Origin of the sequence: Acinetobacter sp. ANC 4654 (assembly GCF_002135425.1) — a bacterium.
Taxonomy (GTDB): Bacteria; Pseudomonadota; Gammaproteobacteria; order Pseudomonadales; family Moraxellaceae; genus Acinetobacter; species Acinetobacter kyonggiensis.
Window position 1 is genome coordinate 351,881 of sequence record NZ_NEGL01000002.1, and the last position, 23,753, is coordinate 375,633.

At 39.9% G+C, this 23,753-nt stretch carries 25 protein-coding genes; 5 read left to right on the forward strand and 20 right to left on the reverse strand.

The window, feature by feature from the left end:
• Positions 1–29: 29 nt before the first annotated feature.
• From B9T24_RS05605 to B9T24_RS05645, 10 genes are all read right to left on the reverse strand, one after another.
• Positions 30–860, reverse strand: coding sequence for an ABC transporter permease (locus B9T24_RS05605; protein WP_086164870.1), 831 nt, complete (start codon positions 858–860; stop codon positions 30–32).
• A gap of 21 nt (positions 861–881) precedes the next feature.
• Positions 882–1,715: an ABC transporter ATP-binding protein gene (locus tag B9T24_RS05610; RefSeq protein ID WP_086164871.1), complete on the reverse strand. Its 834-nt coding sequence runs from the start codon at positions 1,713–1,715 to the stop codon at positions 882–884.
• A gap of 14 nt (positions 1,716–1,729) precedes the next feature.
• The gene (locus B9T24_RS05615) at positions 1,730–2,764 is read right to left on the reverse strand and encodes an ABC transporter substrate-binding protein (RefSeq protein ID WP_086164872.1); all 1,035 of its coding nucleotides are present in this window, start codon (positions 2,762–2,764) and stop codon (positions 1,730–1,732) included.
• A gap of 11 nt (positions 2,765–2,775) precedes the next feature.
• Positions 2,776–3,579 (reverse strand): ABC transporter permease, encoded by an 804-nt coding sequence (locus B9T24_RS05620; RefSeq protein ID WP_086164873.1) that lies wholly within the window; start codon positions 3,577–3,579, stop codon positions 2,776–2,778.
• Positions 3,576–4,424 (reverse strand): ABC transporter permease, encoded by an 849-nt coding sequence (locus tag B9T24_RS05625; protein WP_086164874.1) that lies wholly within the window; start codon positions 4,422–4,424, stop codon positions 3,576–3,578. Before B9T24_RS05625 ends, B9T24_RS05620 begins: the two co-directional genes overlap by 4 nt.
• Positions 4,421–5,671, reverse strand: a complete 1,251-nt coding sequence (locus B9T24_RS05630) for an MFS transporter (protein ID WP_086164875.1) — start codon at positions 5,669–5,671, stop codon at positions 4,421–4,423. Before B9T24_RS05630 ends, B9T24_RS05625 begins: the two co-directional genes overlap by 4 nt.
• A gap of 9 nt (positions 5,672–5,680) precedes the next feature.
• The gene (locus B9T24_RS05635) at positions 5,681–6,736 is read right to left on the reverse strand and encodes an ABC transporter substrate-binding protein (RefSeq protein WP_086164876.1); all 1,056 of its coding nucleotides are present in this window, start codon (positions 6,734–6,736) and stop codon (positions 5,681–5,683) included.
• Positions 6,737–6,771: 35 nt separating this feature from the next.
• Entirely contained in the window at positions 6,772–8,283 is a 1,512-nt protein-coding gene (locus B9T24_RS05640; RefSeq protein ID WP_086164877.1) for a carbohydrate porin, read from the reverse strand.
• 124 nt (positions 8,284–8,407) lie between these two features.
• Positions 8,408–8,578, reverse strand: coding sequence for a hypothetical protein (locus B9T24_RS16870; protein WP_171264849.1), 171 nt, complete (start codon positions 8,576–8,578; stop codon positions 8,408–8,410).
• Between the two features lie 343 nt (positions 8,579–8,921).
• On the reverse strand, positions 8,922–9,761 hold the full coding sequence (locus tag B9T24_RS05645) for an SDR family NAD(P)-dependent oxidoreductase (RefSeq protein ID WP_086164878.1): 840 nt from the start codon (positions 9,759–9,761) through the stop codon (positions 8,922–8,924).
• A 231-nt stretch (positions 9,762–9,992) separates the two neighbouring features.
• Here B9T24_RS05645 and B9T24_RS05650 point away from each other — a divergent pair, with 231 nt between their 5' ends.
• The 3 genes from B9T24_RS05650 (at position 9,993) to phoR (ending at position 13,016) form a co-directional block, all read left to right on the forward strand.
• Positions 9,993–10,706, forward strand: coding sequence for a TetR/AcrR family transcriptional regulator (locus B9T24_RS05650; RefSeq protein WP_086164879.1), 714 nt, complete (start codon positions 9,993–9,995; stop codon positions 10,704–10,706).
• A 215-nt stretch (positions 10,707–10,921) separates the two neighbouring features.
• Positions 10,922–11,632 (forward strand): phosphate regulon transcriptional regulator PhoB, encoded by a 711-nt coding sequence (phoB, locus tag B9T24_RS05655; RefSeq protein WP_004649592.1) that lies wholly within the window; start codon positions 10,922–10,924, stop codon positions 11,630–11,632.
• 25 nt (positions 11,633–11,657) lie between these two features.
• The gene (gene phoR / locus B9T24_RS05660; RefSeq protein ID WP_086164880.1) at positions 11,658–13,016 is read left to right on the forward strand and encodes a phosphate regulon sensor histidine kinase PhoR; all 1,359 of its coding nucleotides are present in this window, start codon (positions 11,658–11,660) and stop codon (positions 13,014–13,016) included.
• Between the two features lie 402 nt (positions 13,017–13,418).
• Here phoR and B9T24_RS05665 read toward each other — a convergent pair whose 3' ends face one another.
• The 3 genes from B9T24_RS05665 to B9T24_RS05675 form a co-directional block, all read right to left on the reverse strand.
• Entirely contained in the window at positions 13,419–14,066 is a 648-nt protein-coding gene (locus tag B9T24_RS05665; protein WP_086164881.1) for a glutathione S-transferase, read from the reverse strand.
• A gap of 88 nt (positions 14,067–14,154) precedes the next feature.
• Positions 14,155–14,556, reverse strand: coding sequence for an OsmC family protein (locus B9T24_RS05670; protein ID WP_086164931.1), 402 nt, complete (start codon positions 14,554–14,556; stop codon positions 14,155–14,157).
• A gap of 24 nt (positions 14,557–14,580) precedes the next feature.
• A complete protein-coding gene (locus tag B9T24_RS05675; RefSeq protein ID WP_086164882.1) occupies positions 14,581–15,528 on the reverse strand; it encodes a pirin family protein in 948 nt (315 codons plus the stop codon).
• Between the two features lie 324 nt (positions 15,529–15,852).
• Between B9T24_RS05675 and B9T24_RS05680 the strand changes: the two genes are divergently transcribed.
• Positions 15,853–17,124 (forward strand): GGDEF domain-containing protein, encoded by a 1,272-nt coding sequence (locus B9T24_RS05680; protein WP_086164883.1) that lies wholly within the window; start codon positions 15,853–15,855, stop codon positions 17,122–17,124.
• Here B9T24_RS05680 and B9T24_RS05685 read toward each other — a convergent pair whose 3' ends face one another.
• The 4 genes from B9T24_RS05685 to B9T24_RS05700 all read right to left on the reverse strand — a co-directional run bounded on the left by B9T24_RS05685 (position 17,125) and on the right by B9T24_RS05700 (position 20,793).
• Positions 17,125–18,045, reverse strand: coding sequence for a restriction endonuclease (locus B9T24_RS05685; RefSeq protein ID WP_086164884.1), 921 nt, complete (start codon positions 18,043–18,045; stop codon positions 17,125–17,127).
• A 91-nt stretch (positions 18,046–18,136) separates the two neighbouring features.
• On the reverse strand, positions 18,137–19,720 hold the full coding sequence (gene guaA, locus B9T24_RS05690) for a glutamine-hydrolyzing GMP synthase (RefSeq protein ID WP_086164885.1): 1,584 nt from the start codon (positions 19,718–19,720) through the stop codon (positions 18,137–18,139).
• 152 nt (positions 19,721–19,872) lie between these two features.
• Positions 19,873–20,241 carry a NirD/YgiW/YdeI family stress tolerance protein gene (locus B9T24_RS05695; RefSeq protein ID WP_086164886.1) on the reverse strand — a complete coding sequence of 123 codons (369 nt, stop codon included), beginning with the start codon at positions 20,239–20,241 and terminating at the stop codon, positions 19,873–19,875.
• Positions 20,242–20,376: 135 nt separating this feature from the next.
• The gene (locus B9T24_RS05700) at positions 20,377–20,793 is read right to left on the reverse strand and encodes a DoxX family protein (protein WP_086164887.1); all 417 of its coding nucleotides are present in this window, start codon (positions 20,791–20,793) and stop codon (positions 20,377–20,379) included.
• Positions 20,794–20,985: 192 nt separating this feature from the next.
• Between B9T24_RS05700 and B9T24_RS05705 the strand changes: the two genes are divergently transcribed.
• Positions 20,986–21,618 carry a DedA family protein gene (locus tag B9T24_RS05705; RefSeq protein WP_086164888.1) on the forward strand — a complete coding sequence of 211 codons (633 nt, stop codon included), beginning with the start codon at positions 20,986–20,988 and terminating at the stop codon, positions 21,616–21,618.
• A 27-nt stretch (positions 21,619–21,645) separates the two neighbouring features.
• Here B9T24_RS05705 and B9T24_RS05710 read toward each other — a convergent pair whose 3' ends face one another.
• The 3 genes from B9T24_RS05710 to B9T24_RS05720 all read right to left on the reverse strand — a co-directional run bounded on the left by B9T24_RS05710 (position 21,646) and on the right by B9T24_RS05720 (position 23,694).
• Positions 21,646–22,236, reverse strand: coding sequence for a LysE family translocator (locus B9T24_RS05710; protein WP_086164889.1), 591 nt, complete (start codon positions 22,234–22,236; stop codon positions 21,646–21,648).
• Between the two features lie 217 nt (positions 22,237–22,453).
• Positions 22,454–22,843, reverse strand: a complete 390-nt coding sequence (locus B9T24_RS05715; protein WP_086164890.1) for a hypothetical protein — start codon at positions 22,841–22,843, stop codon at positions 22,454–22,456.
• A gap of 8 nt (positions 22,844–22,851) precedes the next feature.
• The gene (locus B9T24_RS05720; RefSeq protein WP_086164891.1) at positions 22,852–23,694 is read right to left on the reverse strand and encodes a ParA family protein; all 843 of its coding nucleotides are present in this window, start codon (positions 23,692–23,694) and stop codon (positions 22,852–22,854) included.
• Positions 23,695–23,753 lie beyond the last annotated feature (59 nt).

Here is a 23,753-nt window from a genome sequence, read left to right on the forward strand (position 1 = left end):
AAATATGATCAGTGTAAAAAGTAAAAGTATTATTCAACTGGGATTTTTTTCCATGCCGTAAAATATTTTTCGATAGCCAATAAAATATAATTAAAACTTAAACCGACCAGTGTAATCACTAAAATCCCCACAAACATTTGCGGAATTTCAAAGCTATATTGTGAATAAATAATCAAGTACCCCAAGCCAGCTTTAGCACCAAACATTTCGACCGCCACCAAAGCTAAAATTGAGATTGCCCCTGCTAAACGAATACCGACAAAAATCGTGGGCACGGATGCAGGTAAAATCACTTTGATAAACAATTGATGTGGTTTTAGCCCCATAGTACGGGCAGATTTAATCAATAAAGGATCGACCGTTTGTACCCCAGTAATGGTGTTCAGTAAAATGGGCCATGTGCAGGCATAAACCAATAAACTGATTTTGGATGCTTCACCAATTCCCAAGAACAAAATAAACAAAGGCATTAAAGCCAAGGCGGTGGTATTACGAAACAGTTCTAATAGTGGATTGAGTGTTTCTGCGACCAATTTGTACCAACCAATCACCAGCCCCAAGGGAATAGCGATGGCTAAAGCCAAAATAAAACCAATCAGTGAGCGTTGAATACTGGCAAAAAAGTGGATGCCCAACTGACCAGTTTGATAAAGTTGCCATGCCGTATCTAAAACCACAGATAGAGGTGGTAAAAATGCCGGACTGACTATGCCTAAACGTGGCAAGCTTTCCCAAAGCAGTAAAAACAAGACAATTGCAATGCTGCGTTTAAAAATAGTATTGACCCATGTAAATGGTAAATGGGGCTTCAAACTGCGATAACTTTCATTATAGCCAATGGCTTGTTTAGTCGATGACATATGGATAACCCTCAAATTGATTTATATATGTGCAAGCTGTTTATCTTTTTCGAGCGCTTGCGCTTTAATGACTTCTTCACTGAGCAATGACCAAATATGGTGGCGAATTTTCCCATAATCCGTACTGGAGCGAATGTCTTCACCTTTACTTTGTAAGCTCGCTGGAATTTCAATAATTTCTTTAATCCGCCCCGGTCTTGAGGTCATAATCGCCACGCGCTGACTTAAATAAATGGCTTCATCAATACTGTGGGTAATAAATACAATGGTTTTTTGCGAAGCCTGCCATATTTTAAGTAACTCCTCTTGCAAGGTTTCACGGGTCTGTGCATCCAGTGCGGCAAAAGGTTCATCCATGAGTAAAATTTCAGGTTCATAAGCGAGGCTACGGGCAATCGCTACACGCTGTTTCATCCCCCCTGAAAGCTCATTCGGATAGTGTTTTTCAAACCCTGAAAGCCCGACCAGTTGCAGGTAGTACTGTGCTTTGGTACGGCGTGTTTTTTTATCTACCCCTTTGGCTGCTAAACCAAATTCAATATTTTCTAAGGCTGTCAACCATGGATATAACGCATATTGTTGAAAGACAATGCCACGATCTAAACCCGGCTGCGTGATTTGTTTGCCACTGAGTAGAATTTGCCCTGCGGAGGGCTTGGTTAAACCAGCAATTAAATCTAATAACGTCGATTTTCCGCAACCACTTGGTCCCACAATCGACACAAATTCGCCTTGTTTAATATCTAAACTGACATTTTCAACTGCAACAAATTCAGGTTTGTAATGTTTACTATTCGGATGATTTTGCGCAGGAAATACCTTACGCACATGGTCTAAATTTAATGCACTGGTCATGGTTATTGTCCTTTTTAATTTTCATTGAGTGGGCTTGCATATGAATTAAATGCATTGCTATAAATTGTGTTTGGATCAAGTTGTTGTGGCTTTAATTTTTTCTCTTTCACCAGCAAATCAATCCAAGGTTTAAAGTCTGCTGCTTTTTGCAGGCCCCCTTTTGCCGATATGCCATAACTTGAAAAATAAGGCATTAAGGCAAGATTTTCATTACGCTGACGTGAACGAATAATCTGACTGAAACGAGCGCGTATTTCTTCTATTGGCGTGACCTGTAGCCATTCATGGGCTTTGGCAATACCCGTCACAAAAGTTTTTGTGACTTGCGGATTTTGTTGAATAAAGTCCTTACGCATGGAATAACTACCAGCAGTAAATGAACCGTATAAATCGGTATCGGCAAAGACACGGCGTACCCCGCCATGCTTTAAGGCAATTTTTTCTAAAATATTGGTCAGTACAGCAACATCAACCTGCTTATTCCTTAAAGCCTGCTCAGAACTGATCGGCGGTAGCATAATCAGTTCCACCTGACTAATTTCTTTTTGCGTCAGACCATTACGTGCCAAATAGTCTTTTAAAACAAAATCGTAATGCGCACCAAAGGTATTCACAGCAACTTTTTTACCAATCAAATCACGTGCGGTACGAATTTTACTGCCTTCAAGCACATAAAAACCGACATTTTGTGCTTCATTACTGCCATACGATGCCACCACAGGCACAATATCTAAATCCGCTGCAATCACCCTCACCACCGCCCCATTAAAGGCACTGGCAATATCGACATCACCTGCAACCAGCGTTAGTAAGTCTTGTGGCCCGCCTTGTACTGAACCGACATAGTTCAGTTGAATATCACCGAGATAACCCAAATCTTGTGCCAATTCAGGCAATGAAACTAAGCCTGGATAACTTTGATAACGTAATTCTGTGACTTCAGCTGCATGCTTTTGCTCAACTTGCGATGTGCTACAGCCCACCATCACACTGCCAACTAGTAGCAGGCTCAGCAGGGTTTTGTGCCATATTTTAGGACGTATTTTCATTATTTTTCTCCTTATATGGGCTGCTGCCAACGCAGTAATTTGCATTCAAACCAAAGCAAAGTCGCATTTAACAGAACACCGACCAAGCCAATCAGCAGCATGCCAAAAATAATTAACGGCACATCAAAAGCTTGGCGACCTTGAATCACAATATTGCCTAGACCATTGCCATAACTCGCCAATAAAAATTCTGAACCAATGGTTGCTAACCAAGCAAAAATTAAACCCAGTTGTAAGCCGACAAAAATCTGTGCCGCGGCACCCGGTAAAATCAATTTGCGAAATGAATAGCTTCTGGGAAATTGGTAAACCTGAGCCACTTCACGATATTTATAAGAAATACTGCTGACCCCTTCCAAGGTATGTAATGCAACAGGATAAAAAACCGATAGCGTAATAAATAAAATTTTGGCGCTGTTGTCATAGCCTAAAAAGGTCGAAATTAGCGGTAACCAAGCAAATAAAGACACCTGACGTAAAATGTGAAAACTGGGTGCAAACAACCAATTGGACATTTTTGATAAACCCACCCAGACCCCAAACAGCACACCAAGCAAAGCGCCCAAAACAAAACCAATGACATTGCGCGTTAGGCTTTCAGCAAAGCTCAGCAAGAAATTTTCCTGCTGAATCACCAAGCCAGCTTTTTCTAGCACTTGCAAAGGTGAGGGAATCAGCTTTGGATCTAAACCATGAAATGCTGAAGAAAATGCCCACACAGCAATAAAAAGCACAGGAATCAGCAAGGATTTCGAAACGCTCTTCAACAGCACATAAAGGTTGAGCTGGGCAGATGTTTTTTGAATCGTACTCATGCTTTCGCTCCTACTCGTGTGGCGTAAAAACGCGCTGCTTTTTCCGCAATCGCCAAACCGCTATCGAGGAAATAACCAGTTAAACCAATCAGCACAATCGCCATAAAAATAATATCCATTTGCAGCAACTGACGGCCCCAAACCATCAAATAACCAATGCCTTCACTGCTGGCCAATAATTCAACAAACACCAATGCGAGCCATGCCTGCATAATGCCCTGCCGTAAACCGCTAATAATCGATGGCAATGCTGCTGGTACAATGACGCGTTGTAGCTTTTGCCATTTGCTGAATTGATAGACCTCTGCAACTTCAAGTAAATGGTTTGGCACATTGGCAATGCCCTTGTAAGTCGCAATCAGTACTGGTGGAAATACAGCCAGTGAAATCGCGGCAATTTTCAATGCTTCATCAATGCCTAAAAAAATCATCAATAAAGGAATCCACCCCACAATGGGAAACTGGGCAATTAAATTGATGCTGGGAAAAACATAATCACGGCTACGTTTTGCCACTGCCAACCATGTGCCCAAAAATAAGCCGACACTCGCGCCAATCAGCACACTCCAAAAAATTCGGCTTGCACTGACAGCAAAATGGAATTGCAACTCCCCCGACTGCCATAGCTCAACAGTGGTACTCCACACCAATTGTGGTGCAGGTAAAATTTGTTCAGGTAACCAGTGTTGCTGGGTTGCCATAGACCACAAACAGAGCATCAGAACCGGCAAAGCGAGTCCACAGATCAGTTGTAATCCGTGAGAGAAATAAGGTTTTATTTTGTCTAAAGCACGACGGTCGCTTTGCCAAGTGACCGATTGCGCCTCTGCTTGAGTTAGGCTCATGGCTCTTGCCTCTGTAATGGTGTGATTGAAGAATCTTCTTGTAAAAATTGTTGAAAACTCAGATTACGAAAAACGAAAATGGTTAAAACTAAAAATACGATGCCTATCGGCGCAAAGATCGCTTGTAAGCCAATATGCTGACCCAATGCTGCGCCAACCAAACCGCCCAATAAGCCACCCGCTGGACCCACCATCGCCAATAAAGGTGAAATTTTACTCATCGAGGTTTGCTCCCCAACTTTGGCAAAAGACATAAAGTTGGCAATGTGCAACATGCCCAAACCTAAACCGAGCGACACGCTTGCAGGCCATAACCAAAATGACTGAGTTGCGAGACTTAAACTCAATAAGGCAAAACTAATCAGGGCTAAACCAATCACATAAAATTTGTGATACCCCATCGTTTCAGCCAAAGCACCTAAACTAAATAAGCTCCCCACAAACACTAAACCTTGTGTGGTAAGCAGCATCACGGCCCATGATTCATGTAAATGAAAGCTTTGAATCGCAATCACCACAATGAAGAAACCAAAATAGTTATTGGCGATGTTGCTCATGAATTCCATGCTGCAAATCGTACGTAAATGCGGATGCTGCTTCACCAATCTTAAAGGCGCTAAAATTTCGTTCAATTGAAATTTGGGTGGCGCAGTCGTCGATTTTTCTTTTTCGGCAAAGCAGGTTGGAGCAAAAATCATGGCGATTAGAAACAGCACCGCCACTGCAAAAAAAGCACCGTGATAATTCATTTTTTCAATCAAAAAAATAGTCAGTGCAGGTGCAATTAAGAAAAAACCCATCATATGTGAACCGCGGAACCAACCTGCCTTAGTCGGCCCTAAGCGCTTTAAATGACTTAAAAAAACGGTATGAATAGAGACAAAACGCATCGGTAAAATAAAGCTCACCAGTGCGGTCAAAACCAGTAAATACCAAGCATTGGTATAGAGTGATTGCAGGCTATAGAAGCCTGCCCCCAACACACTGCCCAAGGCAAAAATTTTTAATGAACCAAAACGCTGTACCAGCACCCCCACAGGCAAAGCCATAAACAGCAAGCCTATGCTTTGTGCTGCGGCAATTAAGCCCAACTGTAATTCTGTCGCCTGAATATGCACGGCATATAACGAGGTCAGCACACGTGCCACCCCTACACCCAATCCCGCTAAAATGGTCAGCACAATAAAACTGCCAGCGAATTTCAGACTGATAGGTTCTAATGCAGGGTTATGATCAACAGGCATCATTTACAGTCCTTACTTCGGTTGACCATTGGCATTAAATGAACGCCAGTAGTTCTGTAAATTCAAATCTTTAAGTGCATTGTTTAAATATTTAGGTTCGTACCACGTTTTGGTATCGACATCACGGCGAATCAGCTTGGCTTGTTTGGCAATCTGTAGCGCACTGTCAATTTGCGAACGATGAAATTCATCTAGTAATGGGGTATTGCGATCTTTTAAGTTCCAACCATCCCAAGTACGCTGATAATCGACTAAAGGAATCCCACTTTGTGCCCACAGCTTATATTGGGTGGTACGATTGGCTTCCTCAGAACTCCACTTGGCCTGCTGAATCAGGGTAGTCACAACACGCTGTACCACTTCAGGATATTGTTTTTCAAAATTTTCGGTGACCCAAAAATGCGTCAGTGCAGCAACTTTAGGATCTTTAATTTCAAGTAGTGTTTTTGCGACTCCACGTGAAACAAGGCTGAAGGGTGAAGTAATCGTGGCATCAATATCCCCTGTTGCTAAGGCGGTACGTGCAGAATAAGAATCCTGATTAATGACACGTAAATCACGTTCCGTTAAGCCATATTTTGCCAAAATGCGGTTAAATACGATCTGACCATTGGTGCCTTTAAAGATCGAGAATTTTTTACCTTTCAGATCAGCGAAGCTCTTCGCACTCGAATCGGCTGGAACAGCCACATAAACAGGGCCAAAACGTCCAGTTGAAAAGAGAACTTTGGTTTTTAAACCTGTTGAACGCCCAACCAAAGAAGGCAGATCACCCTGAAAAGCAAAATCGACTTTACCATTGGCTAAAGCTTCATTGGTCGCAGGACCCGCACCTGGGAAAAAGAGCCATTTCACATGAATGCCATCTTTTTTAAATTCCTGTTCAAGCACACCACGAGCTTGTGCTGTCGCAATCGAAAAACCGCCTAATTTGGGTTTCCCTCCTTCTCCCGCACCAGATAAAGAAATACGAATTTCTTTTGGATTCGCTGCATGAATCTGCAAACTTAAGCCAAGTGCAGAGAGTGCTAAAAATGTTGCGGCTATTTTTTTAGAAAAAATTGGCATCGGTTGTTTTCCTTTAAGTCATTAAATTGTAGAAATTAAAATGTGTATTGCAGTTGCCCTTGCAACTCATTGGTGTCTTTTTGCGTCGTGGTTTCGATGTCGTATATGTAATGATTCAGCTGTAATTGAAACTTGGTGGTTTGCGCAAAAAAGAAGTTCAAACCCAAGGAATGAATGTCATATTCACCCACTCGACCACTGCTGACATCGAGAAAGTCTTTTTGATTTTTATTGGGATTAAACAGGTCATAACGGTAATAACCTTGAATAGACTTGGGCCAAAAATCATCAAATTTGGCATTTGACTTAATACTGTTATAAAACTGATCACCCAAGGTATAGAACGCAGTAAAGGTGTGACCTTCTGCTTTGGCTTCTTTGACCGATGCACTCGTTGTATCGATATAATCGGTTTTCCCTTGCAGATATTCATAGGTCACGCCAAAGGGCGCATGGTTATAATAAATATCGAAGCCTAAACGATCACGTTTCGCTTTTTCATCGCTAATCCCCGCACCTGAAATTTTGGCTTCACCTTGAATATAAGAGGCGCCAAACTTCAGCTCACGCAACCAACTGGCATAGTCCACCGGCAAGGTAAATGCCACCCGCCCAATGTAATCTTTTGCATTGTTATCATCGGCCTTATTGCTTCCATTACCATTGGTGACCCCAAGCGCATATTCAAATAATGGCGCACGATAATTCGACCCATAATCTACAAATGGCTTTAAATCACCTCGTGCAATCAAACCATTTTGACGGGTAAATAAACCCAAGTAGGTTGATGCCGAAGCCGTTGAAATTGTGGGACGTAAATCCTCAGGTGATTGCACATCTAGACCAAAAGGCAATAACTGTTGCCCAAGCGTAAAGTTCAACTTGGGGGTTTCTAAGCCTGCATTGGTGGAAAATGCGTGATAACGTAAGAAACCATCGAGCAGATTAAAGTTACTGTTATTGGTGCCATCATTGCGTTTGCTATAACCAAAAGATAATTGGTAATCTAAGTTTTTACCTTCGTTATAATCGCGAAATAAATTACCGCGCACACCAATCAGTGCCGTACCAATATCAAAGCTTGATTTTGGTGTATTTGGCGCATTATGGTTATCTTGCGCATTGGCACGTACTTGTACTGTTCCATACAACGTCGTATCACGTGTCGACTTTACCGTCTGGCGCTCATACTGACGAGACTGATCATATTTATAGTTTTCAACATCACTACGTACCCCATCAATATCATCTGACGTGGCAGGTAGCACTTCTGCCGCCAATTCAGTTCCTTCTTCGCCTTCAGCATGAGTAATATCACTTTGATCTGCCGCACCGACCTGTACCCCATCCGACAGACCAATTGCTGTTGGCGATTGAATACTTAACTTAGCTTTTGACTCCACAGCATTTAAGCGTTTTTGCAACGTTTGTATGTGTTGCTTTAGCACCTGCAATTCTTGCTCTAAATCGGCCTCTTGTGCAAAGCTGAAAGTCGAAGTCGTCGTTAGAATTAAGCCTATTGCGGTGGTTAAAATCTGTTTTTTCATTCTCTATTTCACTTTAAAAATAATCCCAAAAATACAAAGCTCCCCCAACCCCATACAGCATTGCGATGAGGTATTTTATTTTTGGAGGGAAAATTAAGCGGTCTGATGTTGCTTCAATTTTTCGTCACAGCATGCTGCTGGCTGTTTTAAAGCAACAATATTGCGCAATAGCGTCTTCGTGTACTGGGCTAAATTGATTGCTCTTAACATCAGTCATGATCACTGGGTCAACCGACTGCACTTTTAGCTCTGTGGAGCGGAATTTTCTGACTTTTAAATCGTGTAGATTGCTCATCGGTAGTCTCAAATTTTCATTGTTCTGTTATTCTTATTTAGCAACAAGCGTGCCAACATAATAAGTATTTGTTTTAATTAATTTTATTGTTAAAATCCTGACCAGATCTGTTGGTTTTAATACGCGATTGATGTTGATTTTCCAACACTTGCTTATTTAAATTCAGCTGCTATTTTTCTTTTTATTGCTGATTTTTAGCTATAACGCCGTTTTTAAGCCCCTCTGTTACCACTTCAATTGATATGCTAAAACCACATCAAAACCGATTTTTAGTGCAGTCCAAAAACTCAAATTTCAGACACAAAAAAACCCGCCATTCTGGCGGGTTTTCGAAGCGATTTTTTTATTTAAAACGCTTACTCCATGTCGTTGCCATTGCAGTTACTTTTTGATAACCAGTTGGTAAAACACGTTGAATTAAATCTAAGGTTTTTGCATCGTTACCAATCAATAAACGACGCTTATCTTTTTGTACAGCCTCCAAAATTTGACGCGCTGCTTCTTCAGGTGGACAACGCAATAATTTATTGAACGTCTTTGCCGATTTTTCAGGATTCATCCCCAGTGCTTTTAAGCTGTCATTCATTTTTGCTGCATTGGCAATATTGGTCCGAATGCCTCCCGGATGAACGCACAACGCACTCACGCCACAATTTTCAATATCCAGTTCTTGACGTAATGATTCAGTAAAACCACGCACCGCAAACTTAGTCGCATTATAAGCAGACTGCGTCGGTTGAGCCGTTAAACCAAAAAGACTTGAAATATTAATCACATGCCCTTCACCCGATTTCTTGATCAGCGGTAAAAACTCTTTGGTGCCATAGACCACGCCCCAAAAGTTAATATTCACAATCCACTCCAGTTCTTCATAAGAAGCCCCTTCAACGGTTGAACCCAGTGCGACCCCCGCATTGTTAAAAATCATGTTGACTGAACCATGATTGTGTACCGTATCAGCAGCCCAAGCTTTCATGGCATCACGGTCGGCAACATCTAACTTTTGCGTCGTGACACGAACATTACTTTTTTCTAGCAATTCAACGGTTTGTGCCAAACCTTGTGCATTGACATCACTCAATGACAAATGACACCCTTGTTTCGCCAAAAGAACAGCCAATTGCTGCCCAATGCCCGAACCTGCACCTGTAATTGCTGCAACTTTATTTTTAAAATTTTTCATGACTCATCCTTATTCAATTCTTTCTGCATCATCAAGCCAAACAGATTGGTTATTTTTTTACTGCAATGATGTACAGTTCATCCACCCAATATAATTTTGACAATACTCATTGTCAATATAATATTAGATCAACAACAGAATAAAGACCCTCCACCCATTTCCAGCATAGGTCTACGCACAAATTATTGTTAACATAGGGCAAACCTTGATTGCATTTGGCACACGACTTTTATGACTGAACCACACGACCATCTCCAAGAAAAACAAAAGAAAACGTCCAAAACCAAAGAACGTCAATTTAAAGGCTTATCTTTAACTGAACGTAAACAAGCACGTCGTGAAAAACTGATTGAAGCGGGCATTGAAGCTTATGGGACACATGGTTTTTTTGCGGTTACGGTCAAAGATATTTGCAATGAAGCCAAGCTTACCGAGCGTTATTTCTATGAATCTTTTAAGAAAAGTGATGAACTTTTTCAAACCATCTTTTTAACCTTAATTGATCAATTACAACACAATGTGATGCAAGCCATCATGCAGGCATCCACCGATCCACGAAAAATGATTGAAGCAGGTTTAACCGCTTTACTCACCACATTAAGAGATAATCCACGAATGGCACGGATTATTTATATCGATGCCATGCTGGTTCAAGAACTACATAATCAAGCCACCATTCATGAAACCATGTTACGTTTTGACCGAATGATTCAGGCCTTTGTCATGCTGATGATGCCGCATATTGATCGCTCAGAACGTGAAATTTCCTTCGTTGCTACGGGTCTAAATGGTTATGTGACTCAAATTGCGATTCGTTGGGTGGTCAGCGGCTTTAAACAATCGCTGGAAGATGTTTTATCCTCATGTAGTATCGTTTTTTTATCACTGCTGAATACTTTTTCAGAAAAAGGAAAAATATTAAAAAAAGAAAATCCTTTATCATGAGCATATCAAAAAACACTCAATACACTGAATTTATTATATTTATATGACTGATTTATTTTAAAATCTTGATTTTATCAGATAAAAATTGTCACATTTATTTGCTAAAATGGGCAGAGTGCCCTTTTCTGCAATGATACTGTCATAATTAATCTTTGTAATAAGCCTGTCATAAATACAAAACGGTTCACCGTTAACATCAAATAGGATATTGCGTTGTGAAAGATGACTATATTTTAATCGTCGATGACGAACTTCCCATTCGAGAGATGATTCATACCTCTTTAGACATGGCAGGCTTTCAATGCTTACAAGCAGAAGATGCGAAACAAGCGCACCAAATGATTGTGGATCAACGTCCTGCACTTATTTTACTCGATTGGATGCTACCGGGTGGGATCAGTGGCGTTGACTTGTGTCGCCGCTTAAAACGTGACGAGACACTGACCGAAATTCCAGTGATTATGCTGACCGCACGCGGTGAAGAAGACCATAAAGTTCAAGGTCTCGATGCTGGTGCAGATGACTATATGACCAAACCTTTCTCTACCCGAGAATTGGTGTCACGCATTAAAGCCGTGTTACGTCGTGCCAATGCTCTAAGTGGCGAAAAAACCATTGATGCCAATGGTTTAATCCTTGATCCAGTGAGCCAACGTGTGAGTTTTGGTCAGAATATTTTAGAGATGGGCCCTACCGAGTATCGTTTATTGGCCTTCTTTATGACCCACCCAGAACGTGCGTATACGCGTGCTCAATTGCTGGATCAAGTTTGGGGTGGTAACGTATATATTGAAGACCGTACCATTGATGTGCATATTCGACGTTTACGCAAAGTGCTCGAACCATATGCTGTAGACCGCTTTGTCCAAACGGTTCGTGGCACAGGTTATCGTTTTTCTACCCGCGCGGATATCGCTTTAGGTTAGCCGTTTTTTAGGTAAATTGTGTTTTATGTATGAACCGTACCCTGTCCCAGAATTGACACGAGAACATCAAAAATTTCGCTACAGCAGCTTATGGACTTTTGCGAAGCAAGATTTACGTCTACTCGCCTTTCTCCTGCTGATTGCCAGTTGCATTGGCATCGGGATTGGGTATTTTTGGATTTTAATTTTTATCGCCTTTAGCATCTTTTTTGTCCTGCAATTACGTTCATTGTATTTGGTCAATGAATGGATTTCCAATCGTCCTTATGATGTGCCGCCTAATTTAGATGGCATTTGGGGTGCACTGCTGTTTAATGTTTATCGTGCACAGCGCCAAGAACGTATTGTACAAGCAGAAATGGTCGGCTTAATTGATCGTGCGCAATCCTCACTGGTGGCATTAGCAGAAGCTGTGGTGTTAATTGACGAAGCACACCAAATTGAATGGTGGAATCCAGCAGCGGAAAAATTGCTGGGGATTCAGCCTTTAGACCGTGGGCGTAATATTTTAACCATTCTACGTCAGCCTAATTTTATTGAATATTTTAACCATATTGACCAAGCACCTGACGGTTTAAAAATGAAATCTTCAGCTTTTGAAGATCATTATGTGCAAGTTAAAATGACCCGTTTTGGTGGGGAAAGTCGTTTATTGGTCGCCTATGACGTGACACGTATGCATAACCTAGAACAAATGCGTAAAGACTTTGTCGATAATATTTCCCATGAATTACGCACGCCACTGACTGTGCTGAGTGGTTATATTGAAACCTTTACCGATCAAGAAGATTTAAACCCACGCTGGAAACGTGCCTTTGACCAAATGCAGGCACAAACCAAACGCATGAATGCCTTGGTCAATGACTTACTGCTGCTATCCCGTTTAGAAAGCAACAAACAAATTGCCAAAAATCAGATTATTGAAATGCCTAGTCTAATGAACCAATTATTTGATGATGCGCAAGCCTATAATGTTGATTATGGGCATACACTGAACCTCGAAATTGACAGTCATTGCGACCTGATTGGTTCGGATATGGAACTTGCCAGTGCGTTTAGCAACCTTATTACCAATGCTATTAAATACACCCCAAAAGGGGGCACTATTACCATGGGCTGGCACGATGACGGAGTACATGGGTATTTTACCGTTGAAGATACTGGCATTGGCATTGACCCCAAACATTTACCCCGTTTAACCGAACGTTTCTATCGTGTCGATAGCGCACGTAGCCGTCAAACTGGGGGAACGGGTTTAGGTCTGGCGATTGTCAAGCATGTGCTCATGCAACACGGCGCGCACTTAGAAATTGAATCGAAAGAAAATCAGGGTTCAACCTTTAAGGTGGTGTTCCCGAAAGAACGTCTCTACCATATGAGCTAACGATATAAATACTTTATAGTGCCTGTTTTTTTAAACTCGGTATCAATAATAGACTTCTTTTACAAGTCGTTTTTTCATCAAAATGAGTAGTTCGTAAAGCCAAAATTTAAAACAAATTTTAACAGGTATTGGATTCATGAGTATGGCATGGATGCCACACGTTTCCCATCCTTGCGCTGCGTTTTAAAGCAGTGCCTTAAAACTGGCTCAGGATGTCGTGTATGGGAAACAAAAGGTTTTTCTTGCGGACTCAAAATATATTTTGAGGATCCTCATTTTGACCTTTCAAAAGTAGAAATTATGCCTACGCAAAGGCATAAAAATTGAATTCATCAAATGAGGCAGTGCTGATTTTAAAAAATCAAATATTGAACATTTTTTGATTTATACAAGTTATCTAATTTAAGCTAAAGTTTGTTCTTTAGCGCGTGCACGTTGAAACGCGGGGCGTTGTGCAATACGTTGTAGGTATGCCTTGATATTTGGATAAGAACCCGTTGTTCTGGATTGAATCGCTTCTAATGGAAACCACATTTGAATATCCGCAAAAGAAAATGTACCCGCAAAATATTCATGCTTGGATAAATAATCTTCCAAATATTCAATATGATCTTTTAAACGAGGGCGAATAAATCCAGTCTTGACCCCGACTGTTATTTTTTCTGCAATGGGCTTAATCAGCCACGGCACATGTTTCGGTACATTATTCATCACCAATTGCATCACCAATAAAGGCATTAACGAACCTTCGGCATAATGCAGCCAATAACGATACTGCTGCTGCTCTGCTTTATGCTGCGGTTTAAACTGCTGCCTTACATCATAGCTTTCTTGCAAATACTGTAAAATCACCGCAGATTCCGCAATCGTTTGCTCGTCATCGGTTAATACCGGTGCTTTAGCCAAAGGATGCACCAATTTTAATTCAGGGGGTGCAGCAAAAGTCGGTAAGCGCTGATAAAACTGCACTTGATAATCAAGTTCCAATTCCTCTAAAGCCCATAAAATTCGAAAAGAACGTGACTGATCTAAGTGGTGTAATGTAATCATTTTTTGACCTCTATTTTTATGCTTTGACTATACGCATCGCTCTAAAAAAATGACACCCTGCTTTACACAAAATGTCATAACTATCGGGTCATTCAACAAGTACGGTCTTTATCTCTACACTACGCAACAAGGTTTTGGTCACAGGCGTTTTACTGCTCATCTCTAAAATTTTTTGCTTCAGTGCCTCAGGTAGCGGCTGTGCAAAAGATAAACGACGTTCAATCCATTCTTTGCCTTCTTTATTGGCATAAAAGTCAGCTTCAACCGAAAACTCACCCAACTCGATCCCTTTATGGCTAGCGTACATGCGTAGCGTGATCATGGTACAAGAAATCAGGCCAGCACAAATCAAATCATAAGGTGCAGGCCCTTGATCTTGTCCACAAAAAGACTCAGGTTTATCGGTGATAAATTGGTGTGTGCCACTTTTCACCTCACCCGACCAAGGTTCAGCAAGCGTTCGTACTTCTGCATTTGCAATAATGGCCATAATCATGAATCCTCCATTTTGTTTTTATCGCGATGCACGCATTTTATCTGGAAATGCTGGTGCTTCTAATCTTGGACCTAGATAATCCGCAATATCACCAAAGCGTTGATCTTGATTAATCCATTGATCTCGAGCAAGGCTTAATTCTTCCTGTGTACGTCCAACAAAATTCCACCATAGCAATATCGGTGACTCAAACGGTTCACCGCCTAACAATAAAATACGGCTACCAGCATGCAACTGAATTTCAATTTCAGCCAGACCAGGTTCTAACACCACCATATTGTCTTCAGTCAATTCATGACCATTGACCACAGCCGTCCCATCCAAAGCCATAAAACCATGTTCAAATTTTGGATTGAGTTGAAGTCGTGTGCTGGTCGATTCTTTTGCTGTTAAATCGACACCGAGTAATTCGGTATGCACCGCGACAGGCGATTTGGTTTTTAAAAATTCACCGACCAAAACGGTAAATTCGACCTGATCTTTTTCGACTACGGGAAGTTCTGGATAATGGTCAAAACGCGGTGCCATATTTATTTTATCATCAGGCAATGCAATCCAAAGCTGAGCAGCATGCATATGGGTTTCCGTTTCTGGCGCAACTTCAGTATGCGAAATACCATAACCTGCGGTCATCAAATTGACCTGCTTCGGGCGAATCAATTGTTTGGTGCCTAAGCTATCAGTATGCATCATGGTGCCTTCAATCATCCAAGTGAAGGTTTGTAAACCCATATGTGGATGTGGACCAACATCGAGGCCATCCCCTTGAGGAAAAGTGACTGGACCCGCATGATCTAAAAAGCACCATGCACCAATTAAGCGTTTGTGGCGACTCGGCAATGCACGTTTAATGATGGTTCCCTGCCCAATTTCTGCACTACGCAAAGGGAACTCCTGAATAAATTGATTCACGTATTTTTCACAATCGTCTGAGTTAGAAAGCTCTATATAGTTGCTATTGGTCATATTCTTATCCTAAGTCTTACGGACTAAACCGTGCTTTTAATGTCTTCATCTATTCTTATCATCATATAGACTCTTACAAACTCAGCCTATAAGTCACTTAATACGCTGAATACTATGTATAGGACAATATCATTTTTGAAACTTTTCTTGATGAGCAATCCTTTGCCGATTGATCCAATTGAATATTCATCTCTTATTCATATGAACTTTATACATATAAAAAAAATTGTCACAATTGTACTCACCGTTCAGTATTTATCTTATATACAAGATTTATTCTTCAGCATATGATCTTTACGTACACCCCATACAGGGCTGATTTAAATGTTTAGGAGAGATCAAAAAAGCTCTCGTGACAAAAATGATAAAAATAGTCATCATTTTAAAACACCTAGAGAAAAAAAATTCAACCATGAAACTGCTTATATTTTACCAGAGCAGGTATGTAGTGCTGAAAATCGAAAAATAATAGAACAGGCATTAGATGCTCCTATCACGCGTATTCCAGTACAATTTCAGCAATATTACTTAAACTATCAAAATAAACACCAACGACAATTTTTAAAATACGTTAATTACATTGGTCAACTTACATTTTTAATCTATTTTTTTGTAGATTGGTTCTTATTACCTGAAATCGTTATGATTTCTGCCATCTCACGGCTCGGTCTGGTACTAGGCGCAATATTCATCAATATCTTCTTCTTCCGTTACTGTAAAAATATTAATATTTTAGACAGTTTACTGCCTATTTATGTCGCAATAGCCGCGGTCATTTGGTTAGGACTATTATATTTATCACAGAGTCCGCTCGTTCATACCTATATCTATGCTTCTGTTATTTTTATTTTATTGGGAAATTTATGTATACAAGTCTCCTTTCGATATTCCATATTTACCTCTTTACTCATTAGTGCGGTCATTTTTGCAGGGGTATTTAACTTAGTCAGTTTTCAAGAAACCATTCTATTTTCATTAACATATATCCCCGTTTTATTACTCAGCATGTATATCAGTTGGAATAATACTTTAAATTCAAAACGAAATTTTTTACGCGTTTTATTAAATGATTGGAATTATTACGCTTTATGTCAACTCGCTCATACCGATGAATTAACCCAACTCAATAATCGTAGACAATTTATGCAAATGGCTGAGAAAACCATTCAGAAATGGCCAAAATATAATTTAGCCTGCTTACTCATGTTTGATATCGATTTTTTTAAAAAAATTAATGATACCTACGGTCATGATGTCGGGGATGAGGTTCTTCGTATACTGGCCGAGATTTCTCGCCAAGAAATGCGCCATACCGATGTACTCGCTCGTTTTGGAGGTGAGGAATTTATTGCATTACTGCCCAATACCACACTGGATGAAGCAATTATTATTGCCAATCGCTTATGCCAGAAAATTGAAAACCATCAAATTTGTGTTCAAAATAAATTCTTTTTTAACTTTACCGTGTCCATTGGTATCTCTCAACTGCAACCACAACAAAACGATTTAAATTTACTGATTAAAAATGCAGATATTGCACTCTATGAAGCCAAGAAAAATGGGCGTAATCAAGTCGCCATTTATACGTATAAATAACTAAAAATTTTCTTCGTCAAAACGATCCTGATCAATTTTGTAGATATGGAAGCTACGTTCGATTTGAACACCTAAGCCAAACTCAATCATCAGTGATGTGAGCTTCTCACCATCAATGAACACAATTCCCGATTTTTTAGCAGATTCAATTGCTTCTTTACTGAAACTTGAAGTCGTTATAAAAACACCTTTTTTCGCAACTTGATCCGCCAAAGCACCTTTGAATTGTTGAATATCAGGACGTCCGACAGTATTTTCCCAGCGCTTAGCTTGAATATAGATTTTATCTAAACCTAAACGATCTTCACTAATCACACCATCGATACCACCATCGTTGGTTTTACCAATCGCTTGAGCTGCATCTTGATGTGAACCGCCATAACCCATAGCAACCAGTAAATCGACAACTAATCTTTCAAAAAATGATGGCGAATTGTTTTTAATTAAATTCAATAACTCATCTTTCAGATCATTACTTAATATTTTTGATTGCTGGTAAATAATCTCAGGAGGTGTTAATTCCTCAGAGTTCGCACTATCTTTTTGTATATTTTCAGTTTTTTGTGCTTTTTCAGTTTTTGAATTTATTTTTCTAAACTCACTAAAACTATCAAATCGAGATAAATATTTCTTATCTATTTTTTCAATCCCTTTTAAATCTAAACCTCTCCCTACCTTAGATAAATTAAAATGCGCCCTTTTAGAATAATCAATTAATCCTGCTTTTTTGAGGTAAGTTTTCGCCCATTGTAAGCGATAAAAGATGACATTTCGCCCATCTTCCATTGTTTCATTTCGTTCTTCTTCTGAACATTTTAATTCTTGAAGTAACGCTTCATAGGCTTCTTTTAAACTATAAGTCACATCATGTGATTGCATAATACGAAGCAAAGGTAACATTAGATCATAATGTGTATACATACAAACTCAAATTTGAATCCCCATTTTCAAACAGTATAAAAAGAAAAGAGCGCCTAAGCGCTCTTTTTTAAAGATAATTTTCGTTAGAAAATTATTCCCACTCAATCGTAGCAGGTGGCTTAGACGACACGTCATAAACAACACGTGAAACGTCAACAATTTCATTCATGATACGAGTCGAAATTTTGTCAACTAAATCATATGGAAGATGTGCGAAACGTGCTGTCATAAAGTCAACCGTTTCAACTGCACGAAGCGCAATCACCCATGCATAACGACGACCATCACCTACAACACCAACTGATTTAACTGGTTGGAACACAGCAAATGCTTGCGCAGTTTTGTCATACCAACCACTGGCACGAAGCTCTTGCATGAAAATATCATCAGCAAGACGAAGAATGTCAGCATATTCTTTTTTCACTTCACCCAAAATACGCACGCCCAAACCTGGACCTGGGAATGGATGACGATATAGCATCTCAAACGGTAAACCTAAAGTCGTACCTAAACGACGGACTTCATCTTTAAACAAGTCACGAATTGGTTCAACCAATTCAAAGGCTAAATCTTCTGGCAAACCACCCACGTTATGGTGTGATTTAATCACGTGTGCTTTACCATTTTTAGTTGCCGCAGATTCAATCACGTCAGGGTAAATTGTCCCTTGTGCAAGGAAGTTTACGCCATCAAGCTTACGTGCTTCTTCAGCAAATACGCCAATGAATTCACGACCAATGATTTTACGTTTTTTCTCAGGATCCACTTCACCTTTCAGTGCAGTTAAGAAACGCTCTTCAGCATCGGCACGAATCACACGGATACCCATGTTTTTTGCAAACATGTCCATCACTTGCTCGCCTTCGTTCAAACGAAGTAAACCGTTATCTACAAATACGCAAGTCAGCTGATCACCAATCGCACGGTGTAAAAGTGCCGCCACTACAGATGAGTCAACACCACCTGAAAGACCTAAAAGCACTTTTTGATCGCCAATTTGTTGACGTAATTGTTCAACACGGAGGTCAATAATATTTTCAGAGTTCCACAGATTACGACATCCACAAATGCTGTGCACAAAGTTAGACAGTAACTCAGCACCTTTTGCAGTATGGGTCACTTCTGGATGGAACTGTACACCGTAGAAACGACGTTTTTCATCGCTTACTGCTGCAAATGGGCAGCTTGGCGTGCTTGCAGTGACTGAGAAACCTTCAGGGATCGCAGAAACTTTATCGCCATGGCTCATCCAAACATTGAGTTTGTTGTCACCACTTTCAGAATCAGCATCGTTTAAATCACCAAGAAGCTGATCACGCACTAAAACATCAACTGCTGCATAACCAAACTCATGAACTGTACCTGGCTCTACTTTACCGCCAAGTTGCTCTGACATGGTTTGTAAACCATAGCAAATCCCTAATACAGGTACACCTAAGTTGAACACAACTTCTGGCGCACGTGGACTACCTTCTTCATGCACACTTTCAGGACCACCAGACAAGATGATACCGTTCGGATTAAACGCACGAATGTCTTCTTCAGACATGTCATAGGCATACATTTCAGAATAAACACCAGCTTCACGTACACGACGTGCAATAAGCTGACTATATTGAGAACCGAAATCCAAAATCAGGATGCGATCTTCAGTAATTTGGGTATTGGTAGTCATGGATAAACCACTATGCAGGCAAACGAATATAAGCGCGACATTCTATCATTTTTATCTGCTAGACGCACACCATTCATACAAGGCGCACGCTCAATTGATTGCATTATATTTCAGCACTAAAAAAGCACCCATTTTCGGGTGCTCCATGCCAATCAATCCATCACTTTTTCTATTTTAACCACTTCAATATCGGTTGGTTTATAACGATGTTTATCTACTTCACCAATCGCTATAATTTTGTCACCCACCTGAACACCTGCCGACTTCCAAAGATCATCATCTATTTCAAGTAAAATTAAACCTGTGCCATCATTAAACTCATAATGCTCTTGCTTTAAATGCTTCACCAAAGTACCAGTCAAAGTGACGGCAGTTTCATCTTTTAAATTTTTAACCTCTGCCACTTTTACCTGATTGCTTGCAGCTTCTTGAATAACAATATGATCATCCTTACCCGCCCAAGTATTTACCGTTGTAAAAATAGAACTGGTGTATAGAATAACCATCAAAATCTTATACATATTTATTTTCCTATTCTAAAGTGCGCTAAAATTTTATCTAAACAAAATTTGCACTGGCTGTACGCTGACTTTTTGTAATTTCAAGGCCATTGAATCTAGATAAAATCACCCTTTATAACGCTCAAAATCCATCTATTATTTTTCAATATGATGATCTAAGCTGAATTTACCCGCACCGTGTAACATCAAGAACAATAGCCCACCCGTCATGGCCATATTTTTCATAAAATTGATGCCATCTTCTGCACCATTATGGAAAAGGAAAGCCGTGATCAAACTAAATATCGCTAAGCCCAATGCAGCAAAGCGTGCTTGAAAACCAAATAACAACGCCAGACCACCTCCAAACTCAACCAAAATGGTTAAAGGTAGCATAATGCCGGGTACACCCATCGACTCCATATAACCAACGGTTGCACTATAAGCCGTGATTTTCCCCCAGCCTGCAATAATAAAAATATAAGCCATCAAAACACGCGCAATGAAACTGATCAAAGCATCGGCCTGTGGGCCTTGAAGCAAATTTTTTAGCACAACATTCGGATTTAACATGAGATGACCTATTCAATATTTTTGTGATGATGGATTCATACTAGGCTGTTTTTTTTGCTGAATAAAGCTGCTATCTGTAGATACATCGTTGCAAATATAGAATGATTAAACTGGAATTTATTTACGTTTTTATACTGACTTTCATACCTTAGACTGCTAGGATTTCAACACATTTTCGCTGTCTGTGACCCCATGGAACTGATTGATTTTATATTACATGTTGATGACCATTTACTCGAATTTATCACCAATTATGGCATCTGGATTTATGCCATTCTTTTCTTAATTATTTTTGTAGAAACGGGTTTAGTGGTCATGCCATTTTTACCAGGTGATAGCTTATTGTTTGCCGCAGGTGCGCTAGCTGCTTCAACGGGCGTGATGGATCCCTTTGTTTTGGTGATGCTATTGTTTATTGCGGCTGTACTCGGCGACACACTGAATTATCATATTGGTAAACTTATCGGGCCACGTGTATTTGAGATGGAATCACGTTTTATTAATAAAAAGCATTTACATTACACGCAAAAATTCTTTGAGAAACATGGTGGCAAGACCATTATTTTTGCACGCTTTGTTCCTTTCGCTCGCACTTTCGCTCCATTTGTGGCGGGTGCAGGCAATATGAATTACAAATTCTTTCTCAGTTTTAATGTGATTGGTGCAATCTGCTGGGTTGGTTCATTTATTACATTGGGCTATTTATTTGGCAATATGCCGATTGTCAAAGACAATTTTACCCATCTTATTTTTGGCATTATTATTCTCAGTGTACTTCCCGGTATTATTGGTTTCATTCGTCAAAAACTGAAAAAGCACCATTAAATACGCGTGTGATAAAAGGTGTAAGCGTTAAAAAAACCGCATCACCACGGGCAACATACACAGCAGCAATAACATGGCCGATCCTTTATATAAAAGATCGGCTTTTTTTTGCTTGGATTGATCTGCCAAAATCGCACGTCCAAAAGACATCCAAAACATCACCGTTGGTAAAAGTACCAAAGCAAAGACTGCAAAAACTAAAATAAAATTGCTCGGATTCTGCCAAGTTTCAGGCGGCAATACGCCCGCAGCAAACAATAAAGCTTTTGGATTTTTTAAGGTCGAAAAGAACAGTTGGCGAGGTCGAATAGATGGATAGCGTTGACTATGCTGTTCCAAATGGGATGTTTTCCATAAATGAAAAGCCAGCCAAAAAACATACAGCGCACTGAGTAAATGTAATAAGTTGATTAAATGTGGCCACGTTGGACTACATAAATGGATAAATAATGCCCACAAATTAATGGCATAAAAATAACCCAATAGCTCTGCTGGAATAAAAAGGCTGGTTTTTGCCAGCCCTTTTTGATGTGCCGAGCTTGCAAGTAATGCATTGGTCGGACCGGGAATCATCAGAACCGCAATCACTGCCAATACAAAAAGCCAACTCTCAATCATACAGACCTAACATCACCATTAAACAGTGACACACCTTATATGAAAGTCATAAAAAGTGACAAGTCTTTCGATCAAAAAATATGACTTCATGCGTTTAAATATCACTTTAAAAACAATTAAGTAATTGATATTTAAAATATATATTTGAAACATTTTGCTAATATTTTATCACTCTGCTGTTTCTCAAAGAGTAACAACAGAGTGATCCTTACGACCATTATTGCGCTTTATTACGAATAATAATGGGACAATTTTTGAATTTTGCCGCTTGAACCACAGCTTCTTGCTCGCCTAAAAGACGTGCTAATTCAGTATTTTTCGTATTAGAAGACTGCCCCATGTTTACTGAAACACTTGGACCAATGCCCCAACCGCCACGACTGCCCCAGCCCCCACCTAATCCAACACCAACACCTACGCCAGTACGCTTAGCGGGTTGCACACCATTATCGACATATTGCTGAATACGGTTATATTCACTTTGTAATTGTTGGCAGTTCAAAGCTTGATACTGCGTGGGTGATATATAAGTCGGCTTTACTGTGGTCGCACATGCACCTAATAAAACGCTACTTGCCATGAATAGGCTGACATAAATTTTTTTCATAGGAAATCTCAAATCTTATTTTGCTCAATTTCATTGAACAACGATTGATAGGCTTGCGTCAATTTATGATCAGTAGCCAAATGAATGAGAGGCTGATTTTTAAAATGAGATTCCTTCATCAAAATTGACGGCGGCAACATGCTGGCTAAAACGGGTAAACCTTCATCTTTAAGTTGCTGTACCACTTCACGTGGTAATTTTGCTTGTGCTTGAAATTGATTCACCACAATACCTTCAATTTCCAAGCGATCATTATGATCGTCTTGTGTTTCGATGACATTTTCAATCAAGGTTTGTAAAGCACGTTTTGAGAAAACATCACAATCAAAAGGAATCAATACCCGATCCGAAGCAATTAAAGCTGATAGGGTAAAAAAGTTAAATGCTGGCGGTGTATCAATATAAACACGCTCATATTCTCCCTCCAACTGCTGTAAAGCATCACGCAATTTATAAATTTTATGTTTCGATTCTAAAGCATAGGCCAGCGCACCCAACGTTGGGCTTGCAGGAATCACATCTAAATTTTTAAAAGGAGATGAGTGCACATAACTTTGTAAACCTTTGGTACGATTTTTTAAAATAGAACCAATCGCGTTGCTCAAAAGTCCTTTACTTTGTGTTGTACCTAGCATTTCTTCAAAATAATTTTCAATATTCGGCTCCAAAGCGGGTTTATCCGCCGAATACGTTGCATCATCACCCAATAAATATTGGCTAGAATTGGCTTGTGGATCTAGATCAATTAACAAGGTCTTAAAACCTTGATATGCACTGATTGCTGCCAGATTCACGGCAATACTAGATTTACCGACCCCACCTTTTTGATTAAAAACCACACGTGTCCGCATTAATAACCTCCATGCTTTATATTTATGTATTGTTTGCAGTTTAACCTAGACCGATTGCT